Genomic DNA, 8,432 nt, shown 5'->3' with positions numbered 1-8,432 from the left:
GAAAACAATGGATCAACTGAATCAGGCAAATGAATACACATATCAGGTGTTAGAAAAACTTCTGGAATTCTCAAAAGATGAGGGTATTTCTACTGAACAAAGACAAAAAATCTATGATATTATTGAAGATATCGAAGAGGTTCGTCACATCTTATATGAATTAAAAAATCAAATGCGTTCAAGTATAGCATAGATAGATGTCATTTTAGACATCTATCTTTTTGTATAACGTTGAATAAATTGAAAGATTTTCTGATAGTAGGTTTGAGGATCGACTGAACAGCTGCAGGCATGGCTGGCACCTTGGATAATCAATTTCTCTTTAGGACAGTTAGCTTGATCATATAGTTCATTAACCATTTCACAGGGGACAAAATCATCATCACTACCATGAATAAAAAGAATCGGCACATGACTTTTTTGAACCTGCTGTATCGGCTGAACATCTTTGAGATTATATCCAGCTCTGATTTTCGTCACAATGCTTGCCATATTCAAGGCGATTTCACTTTGCCATTTTGACATAGGAAAATGTGTTTGAAAGACATCCCAGACACTGGTATATCCACAATCCTCTATGACAGCTTTGACTTGCGTTGGCAAATTCTCTCCTGCCACATTCATCACAGTCGCACCACCCATAGAAACACCGTATAAAATAATCTGTGCCTGCTGATTTTTCGATAAAATATAGTCAATCCAGCCCATAATATCCAAACGATCATCCCAGCCCATCCCAATATAATCACCTTCACTTTGTCCATGTCCTCTCAAATCAGGTATTAACAAATTATAACCTTCCTGATAAAAATGTTGAATAGGAGAAATGATACTCGCCCCATCACTGCGATAACCATGAACCATAATGACATAGATAGGATTGTCCTGTTCAACATAATAAGCATGTAAAAAAAGATCATCATAACTTTGAATGGACACATGAACACTATGCTGGTCTAACCATTGATATGACTCTGTCTGTTCTTTTTGTGTATTGATATTTTCAAACAGCGAATGAGAAGAAGCTGGATTTAAAGTATAATCATAGAGATAATTACCGATATACAAAGTGATTCCTATTATAAACAAAAAAACGACTAACAAAATCACAAGAATGATTTTTATCATTTTTTTCACTTTTCCATCATCACCTCATTATTCTTTTTTTCTTTTTTGCATATAGTGTGTTATAATCATGAAAAGGAGGATTTCAATATGTCATTTCAAAAAATAAATATCCAGGATTTACAGATGAATGCCTGGAATGATATTGGTAAACATTGGATGCTTATTACAGCTGGAGATGATCAAAAAGTCAATACAATGACAGCTTCCTGGGGTGGTGTCGGTGTTTTATGGGGACAAGATGTTGTTCATGCTTATATTCGTCCTCAACGCTATACAAAACAATTTGTTGATCAGCAGTCATGCTTTTCTTTATCATTTTTTGATGATCACAAAAAAGAACTTTCTGTTTTAGGAAGTGTCTCAGGTAGAGATACAGATAAAATCAAAGATGTTGATTTTCATGTCACATATCTTGATGGTGTTCCTACTTTCGAAGAAGCAAGACTGGTTTTTATTGTTGAAAAGATTTATGAAGATCTGATCAAACCAGAAAACTTTATTGATTCATCCTTAAATGAAAAATGGTATCCTGACCAAGATTATCACACAGTTTACATTGCGAAAATCAAAGGTGTTTATGTCCAAAAGGCATAAACCCTTTTCTTTATTTATATGATGTTTTTTTTCATTTAGAAACATCATTATTTATTGTTTACGTGATTTCAAAAAGTATTCAAAAAATGATGCCTTCGCATCATTTTTCATTCATCCTCTAAAACAACAGCAGTTCCCATCAACATGGGCTTTAATGTATCTCTCAAATCAAAACAAATACCCAAAACGGCATTGGCTCCTTTTTCCTGTGCTTTTTCACTTAAACGCTTTAATGCCGTTTCCAGATATTTTTCCATATTCATTGCTAATCTGGTTGGACGAACAGCATCATCATAAGCAAAAACAATTCCCAAGTCTTTCACAATTTTCTTACCAGGATAAGAAGATAAAGTTGTTGTAATCATAAAAATCATTCCTCCTGATTCCATTATACCATGAAAACAGAAGACGTCTTCAAAAATAATATGATGAAATATTATAAGCCTTGTGCCAGCAGTTCCACCATATGCCAACATTCTCCTTGCCCCAAACGAATACCTTTTTCACATCCATTACAATAGACAACGACTTTCTGGTGATGATATCTTTGAACCCATTGTTTCATCTTTTCTGTTTGTTTCTCTTGTGGAAGCAGATGAATATCTTTTTGAATCGCCTGGAAAGTTTGTGGTGCCAATTCTATACAGTCTGGCGATAAAGCATTATAACGCCAAACTCCACAGAAACGTGTTTTTTCGAAACAATCTGGCATTTCAATTATATGAAAATTCATTTGCTTTAGACACTCTCTGATGGCTTTTTGAAAATTTTGATGATTCTTCATACGCCAGCAATCCTGTATAATGATGGCTTGTTGGTGATGATTGACAAAAGGAAACGCTTGATCGTTAAGAATATACTCATATAAACTCAGACATTGATTATTTGGGTAAACTTCATCCAATATCAATTGACACATAGTACAATTATGGACAATTGTATCCCCTTCCTTCAACAATTGTTGTTTGGTACGACAACATTGTTCAATAACTGCACCTTTTTTTAACATATATTGTTCTATTTTAGCGATGGCTTGAGGATGATTTTTTCTCACATCACAACCTGGTAAATAATGTAACATTTTATTCCTCCTTCCAAGACAAATTCTCACCACGGGTTTGAATCACTTGCTTATACCACTCAAATGACTTCTTTTTATATCTTTTCCCACTTCCTTGACCAAAATCATTTAAATCCACATAAATAAGACCATATCTTTTTTTCATTTCTCCTGTTCCAGCTGACACAATATCCACTGGTGCCCACATTGTATATCCAAAACAATCAATATCATCTTTTTCAATCGCATCTTTCATAGCCTGAATATGTTGCTTTAAATAATCAATACGATAGTCATCATTGACTGTTCCATTTTCAAAGTGATCAATAGCTCCCAACCCATTTTCTGAAATGAATAAGGGAATCTGATAACGATCATAAATCAAATTCAATGATATTCTTAAACCTAATGGATCAATCTGCCATCCCCAATCGGTTGTTTCAAGATAAGGATTCATACCACCATCCAAAAGATTACCATTAGCACTTTTTTCAACATTTTGACCTTCAACCAAAGACGAATAATAACTAAAACTATAAAAATCAACAACACCATTTTTTAAAATTTCTTCATCTCCTGCTTCTATATCAAAATGAGCATTCATTATCTTTTGATAGGCTGTACATGTATTGGTATATTTTCCTCTGATTTGTACATCAGAAAAGTAATAAATAGGTAAAAGGCGCTCATGCAACAATAACTGGTCTTGTGGATGACACGTCTGAGCGTAACAACAATTATATAAAATCATATTGCCAAAATGAAAATCGGAACATATTTTTCTTCCTTCAATAATTGTCTTGGCACTTGCCAGCAGCTGGTAATGAGCTGCCTGAAACATCACATCCGTTCGATTTTCATCTTCCTGATAAATGATTCCTGCCTGATGCCATGGTGTTTTGGCGATAAACAAGGAATTGATTTCATTAAATGTAATCCAATACTTCACCAAATGCTGATATCTTTTCATAACGACACAGGCATATCTGACAAACAAATCTACTAGCTTTCGATTACGCCAGCCTCCATATTTTTTTACTAACGCTAAAGGCATTTCAAAATGATGTAAAGTAATAATCGGTTCAATACCATAGTGACGAAGTTCATTCAAAACCGATTCATAAAACTTTAATCCTGCTTCATTAGGCTCTACATCATCACCATTGGGAAAAATTCTAGCCCAGGAAATCGACATTCTTAAACACTTGAATCCCATTTTTGCAAATAAAGCAATATCTTCTTTGTAATGATGGTAAAAATCTGTTGCCTGATGACTTGGATAATAGACACCTTCATGAACATATGAATGAATTTCTCTTTCATGTCCATGACTGGCACCCATTTCCACATCATTAATACTTAATCCTTTACCTCCCTCATTATAACCACCTTCATATTGATTGGCAGCACAAGCACCACCCCATAAAAAGTCTTCTCTCATCCTTCTTCCTCCTTTTCTTCAATATAAAAGTTTTCCCAAAGAAAAGATAGAGGTTCTATGATCATTGGTTTGTTGAACCGTTTTTTTCTACATATAAAAAGAAAAAAATGAAATCTTGTTTCATTCTTCCTTCATTACTTCATATGTCGCAAAACGATTATGTTCTGATTGTTTAGAAATATCAATACGCCTGTGTATATTTTCCTCATAATCCATTTGAAAATAACATGAATATAAAATATCTAAGATCAACTTAATACTATTCTCATTCACAAAACCACCAATCTTAGAATAAAGTTTTTCTCTTGTCGATATATATAAAACAACATCACTATATTGTTTTAACTGATTATCTCCTAAACTTGTAATCACAATGATGGGAATCCCTTTTGCCTTGGCACTTTGTGCCAGCTTGATCATATTTTCAATTTGTCCCGAATAAGAAATCAACAAAAGGCAATCTTCTTTTTTCATTGTTGAAAGAGTAAATAATTCTTCACCCATAACTAAGGGAATATTCACCATCTTTCCTAAACGATTCATATTCAACTGAAACATCTGCCCTAACAATAAGGGATAGGATATAGCCGAAAGATGGATCACTTGTGCTTTCTTTAAGATTTGCAGGGCTTTTTGTAAAGTATCATGAGTTATCAGTGATAAAGTATCGTCCATGGCTTCTTTAGATAATTGGGTTATTTTTCCAGCAATATTTTGAATTGAATCATTTTGTTGGAAAGGAAAATTAGGATTGATATCTTGAAAATGGCTATCCTGATATGTCAATTCTTTTAGAAATTCATGTTTAAACTCTTCAAAACCTTGATATCCCAATTTCTGTGCTAAACGGACAACCGTTGAAGCTGATGTGTATGAAGCTTTCGCAATATCATGAACACTCATATGTTCAATCTGATATTCCATTTGAAGAATATAATCTAATGCTGCCTGCTGCCCCGAGGAAAAAGTCATCTTTTCAATTTTTTGTTTAATCATAGCGCTCACTCCTTCCTTTTATTTTAACATGTCCACTATATAAAAACAGCATCAACTTATTTGTTGATGCTATCCTTATATTCTAAATACTCATCAAATGTTGATAAGCGATCAATACATCCTTGTGGTGTCAGTTCAATAATTCTATTGGCAATAGTCTGAACAAACTGATGGTCATGTGAAGCAAATAAGATATTTTCCTTAAAACGCATCAATCCTTCATTGAGTGCCTGTATAGATTCCAAATCCAAATGGTTTGTTGGTTCATCTAAAATTAAAACATTGGCATTTTCCATCATCATTTTAGCTAACATACATCTGACTTTTTCTCCTCCTGAAAGAACATTAGCTTTTTTCAAAGCTTCTTCACCAGAAAATAAAACTCTTCCCAGCCAACCTCTTAAGTCCTGTTCATAGGCATCTTCATCAGCATATTGTCTTAACCAGTCAACCAGAGTTAATTCACAATGATCAAAATATTCATTATTATCCTTTGGAAAATAAGATCTTGAAGTTGTGACACCCCATTGGAATGTTCCTGTATAATCTGTAATTTCACCCATAATGATTTTAAAGAAACTTGTAACAGCTAGTTCATGATCAGACAGGAATGCTACCTTATCTTTTGCTGATAATGAGAAAGAAACATGATTAAGAATCTTTTCTCCATTGTATTCATAACTTAAATCTTCCACTGTCAAAACAATATTTCCCACTTCTCTTTCAGGAGTAAAACCAATAAAAGGATATCTTCTTAATGACGGTTTGATATCAACCATTTCTAAATTATCTAACAACTTTTTACGTGATGTCGCCTGTTTCGCCTTAGAAGCATTGGCACTAAAACGGGCAATGAATTCTTCAAGTTCTTTTTTCTTCGCTTCTGCTTTCTTATTGATTTCCTTTGCCTGTTTTAACATCATCTGTGAATATTCATACCAGAAATCATAGTTTCCAACATAAAGTTGAATCTTACTGTAATCGATATCAGCAATATGTGTACACACTTTATTTAAGAAATGTCTATCATGTGATACAACAATCACTGTATTAGGAAAGTTTAATAAGAAATTTTCTAACCATGTTACACTTTTTAAATCCAAATGGTTTGTTGGTTCGTCCAATAAAAGAATATCAGGATTGCCAAATAAAGCCTGTGCCAACAACACTTTCACCTTTTGCTGATCCCCTAATTCTTTCATCAATAAATGATGATATTCACCTGTCACACCTAAACCATTCAAAAGAATTTCGGCATCTGTTTCAGCATTCCAACCATCCATTTCCATGAACTCACCTTCTAAATCAGCAAGTTCTATACCATCCTCATCATTAAAGTCAGGTTTAGCATAGAGTTCTTCTTTACGAAGCATGATTTCATATAAACGTTTATTACCCATTAAAACAGTCTTAATGACTTCCTGATCATCATAGGCAAAGTGATCCTGCTTCAATACGGAAAGTCTCTGACCTGGTGTGATAATGACTTCTCCTTTATTGGGTTCAATTTCACCAGATAAGATTTTTAAAAATGTAGACTTTCCAGCTCCATTAGCACCAATAATTCCATAACAGTTTCCCTCAGTAAACTGAATAGAAACATTTTCAAACAAGGCACGATCGCCATATCTTAAAGATACATTTTGTGTTGCTATCATAAAATTTCTCCTTTTTTACAAATCCATTCTATTATACATGATAGAATCATTTTTGCAATGAAAGAGTATAAAGAAAAAGATACAATTTTTACATCATATTGTTCATGTCATCAATAATATCATCCATCATTGGTAGTGATGCCACATGAACATCAATCTGACATTCATCACAAATAGAAACTAATGAACTATAAACCCTTGGATTTCTTATAAAAATATCCGTTGGTTTTCCATAGTCTTCCATAATTTCACAAAACATTTTGATACATTCTGAAATTTCATCATCTTCAGGTCTCAATATATTCGCTTTGATAATTTGTTGAGAAGCAACATCCAAAATGAGGATGACAAGCGAGCTGACTGGTCGATCATATCCTTCATCCACAAAACCACCAGTTAAATAAGTCATATCAATAATATACTGATTTTGAGACAATGGTAACTGTTTTAAATAATGCAGATACTCCTGATCTTCCAACTCTACAACATAGAATTTATCAATATCTTCTAATCTTTGCATCGCTTCATATTTCCAACCATGATCTTCATATGCATAAAGTATTTCACCATTATCAAAGTCCACATTAACTTCATGATTCATATAAGCTTTCATAAGTGGAATCAAATGCTGAAAGACTTGTACAAAAATCTTTGCTTGTTGGTCATTGATTTCATAAGGATAAAATCTTGGCGCAAAGGATAGAAAATAAGGCCACTGTCCTTTCCCTCTATATTTTAATCCTAATTTTTTGATGATGTCTTTTTGTCCTTTTGGAACCTCTTCACGATTTCCCATATAAAATGTTAAACAGTTTTGATCAAACATGACATATTGAGTCACTGACAAATCCATATATTCATGAGAAACACTACACAAATCTGCATAACCTTCTTCTCCTTCATATATAGATAAACCAATACAATCTCCTAATTTTCCCATGATGGTACAATAATATGTTTAATCACCTATTTTTAAAGCCACATAATCTTCACTCCATAAAGCTTCCCAAGGTTTTAATTGGACCCATTCATCAACATATGTATATAATTGTTGCCAAAGTTCATATTTTTCCATTTTCTCATTCCTTATCTTTATATTATCTGAAACCACATCAAAAAGAAATCATTATTTAATTAATTGTCTTGGATTTTTATACATCATAATTTCTCTTTGTCTTTGTAAAGATGCATAAGCATAGATACTTGTTGTGGTAATGGAACTATGTCCTCATATTTTTTGAATATAAGTAATATCTACATCCTGTTCTAAAAGCATGGTCGCAAAGGTATGTCTAAACATATGTGGAGTGATATGAAAACCTTCACTATATTTCTTGATCATATAACGAACAGACTGTTCTGTTAAACGATGATATTGATTGTTAATAAAGAAATAGTCTTGTTGCATCATTTGATCATAAAAAGCTTCCTGATACTCTTTTAATGCTTGATAAACGTCTTCTCCTAAAAAGATGACTCTTTCCTTTGCATTTTTTCCATAAAATCTAACCCTAGATAAATGTTGGTAGATATATTTGAAATATATCGATTATAT

General features: G+C 33.0%; 10 protein-coding genes. 2 read left to right on the top strand and 8 right to left on the bottom strand.

What is annotated here, in order from left to right:
• Positions 1-193, top strand: a 193-nt coding sequence (locus ACZYT4_RS13650) for a hypothetical protein (RefSeq protein WP_463786799.1), incomplete at its 5' end; no start/stop codon positions are given.
• A 20-nt stretch (positions 194-213) separates the two neighbouring features.
• Here ACZYT4_RS13650 and ACZYT4_RS13645 read toward each other — a convergent pair.
• A complete protein-coding gene (locus ACZYT4_RS13645) occupies positions 214-1,128 on the bottom strand; it encodes an alpha/beta hydrolase (RefSeq protein ID WP_463786807.1) in 915 nt (304 codons plus the stop codon).
• An 87-nt stretch (positions 1,129-1,215) separates the two neighbouring features.
• Between ACZYT4_RS13645 and ACZYT4_RS13640 the strand changes: the two genes are divergently transcribed.
• Complete coding sequence (locus ACZYT4_RS13640) at positions 1,216-1,722, top strand: flavin reductase family protein (protein WP_463786797.1); 507 nt, start codon at positions 1,216-1,218, stop codon at positions 1,720-1,722.
• Between the two features lie 107 nt (positions 1,723-1,829).
• On the opposite strand, the gene ACZYT4_RS13635 is transcribed toward ACZYT4_RS13640, so the two are convergent.
• The 7 genes from ACZYT4_RS13635 to ACZYT4_RS13605 all read right to left on the bottom strand — a co-directional run bounded on the left by ACZYT4_RS13635 (position 1,830) and on the right by ACZYT4_RS13605 (position 8,408).
• Positions 1,830-2,087, bottom strand: a complete 258-nt coding sequence (locus ACZYT4_RS13635; RefSeq protein WP_463786795.1) for a heavy metal-binding domain-containing protein — start codon at positions 2,085-2,087, stop codon at positions 1,830-1,832.
• Between the two features lie 71 nt (positions 2,088-2,158).
• The gene (locus ACZYT4_RS13630) at positions 2,159-2,803 is read right to left on the bottom strand and encodes a hypothetical protein (protein WP_463786792.1); all 645 of its coding nucleotides are present in this window, start codon (positions 2,801-2,803) and stop codon (positions 2,159-2,161) included.
• A gap of 1 nt (position 2,804) precedes the next feature.
• Positions 2,805-4,223 carry a family 1 glycosylhydrolase gene (locus ACZYT4_RS13625; RefSeq protein ID WP_463786790.1) on the bottom strand — a complete coding sequence of 473 codons (1,419 nt, stop codon included), beginning with the start codon at positions 4,221-4,223 and terminating at the stop codon, positions 2,805-2,807.
• A 120-nt stretch (positions 4,224-4,343) separates the two neighbouring features.
• Positions 4,344-5,219 carry a MurR/RpiR family transcriptional regulator gene (locus ACZYT4_RS13620; RefSeq protein ID WP_463786787.1) on the bottom strand — a complete coding sequence of 292 codons (876 nt, stop codon included), beginning with the start codon at positions 5,217-5,219 and terminating at the stop codon, positions 4,344-4,346.
• A 56-nt stretch (positions 5,220-5,275) separates the two neighbouring features.
• Positions 5,276-6,877: an ABC-F family ATP-binding cassette domain-containing protein gene (locus ACZYT4_RS13615; RefSeq protein ID WP_463786785.1), complete on the bottom strand. Its 1,602-nt coding sequence runs from the start codon at positions 6,875-6,877 to the stop codon at positions 5,276-5,278.
• An 88-nt stretch (positions 6,878-6,965) separates the two neighbouring features.
• Positions 6,966-7,820 carry a DUF7309 domain-containing protein gene (locus tag ACZYT4_RS13610; RefSeq protein WP_463786804.1) on the bottom strand — a complete coding sequence of 285 codons (855 nt, stop codon included), beginning with the start codon at positions 7,818-7,820 and terminating at the stop codon, positions 6,966-6,968.
• Between the two features lie 285 nt (positions 7,821-8,105).
• The gene (locus ACZYT4_RS13605) at positions 8,106-8,408 is read right to left on the bottom strand and encodes a tyrosine-type recombinase/integrase (protein WP_463786801.1); all 303 of its coding nucleotides are present in this window, start codon (positions 8,406-8,408) and stop codon (positions 8,106-8,108) included.
• Between the last annotated feature and the right edge of the window lie 24 nt (positions 8,409-8,432).

The sequence above is a fragment of the Massilimicrobiota sp. mt181 genome, assembly GCF_055420065.1.
Note: the sequence above shows the minus strand (reverse complement) of the source record. Positions and strands in the feature narration are given on the sequence as shown.

Excerpts from the sequence above, each read along its gene's own strand:
- ACZYT4_RS13645 (WP_463786807.1), bottom strand. The coding sequence starts at position 1,128 with ATGATAAAAATCATTCTTGTGATTTTGTTAGTCGTTTTTTTGTTTATA.
- ACZYT4_RS13640 (WP_463786797.1), top strand. The coding sequence starts at position 1,216 with ATGTCATTTCAAAAAATAAATATCCAGGATTTACAGATGAATGCCTGG.
- ACZYT4_RS13635 (WP_463786795.1), bottom strand. The coding sequence starts at position 2,087 with ATGATTACAACAACTTTATCTTCTTATCCTGGTAAGAAAATTGTGAAA.
- ACZYT4_RS13630 (WP_463786792.1), bottom strand. The coding sequence starts at position 2,803 with ATGTTACATTATTTACCAGGTTGTGATGTGAGAAAAAATCATCCTCAA.
- ACZYT4_RS13625 (WP_463786790.1), bottom strand. The coding sequence starts at position 4,223 with ATGAGAGAAGACTTTTTATGGGGTGGTGCTTGTGCTGCCAATCAATAT.
- ACZYT4_RS13620 (WP_463786787.1), bottom strand. The coding sequence starts at position 5,219 with ATGATTAAACAAAAAATTGAAAAGATGACTTTTTCCTCGGGGCAGCAG.
- ACZYT4_RS13615 (WP_463786785.1), bottom strand. The coding sequence starts at position 6,877 with ATGATAGCAACACAAAATGTATCTTTAAGATATGGCGATCGTGCCTTG.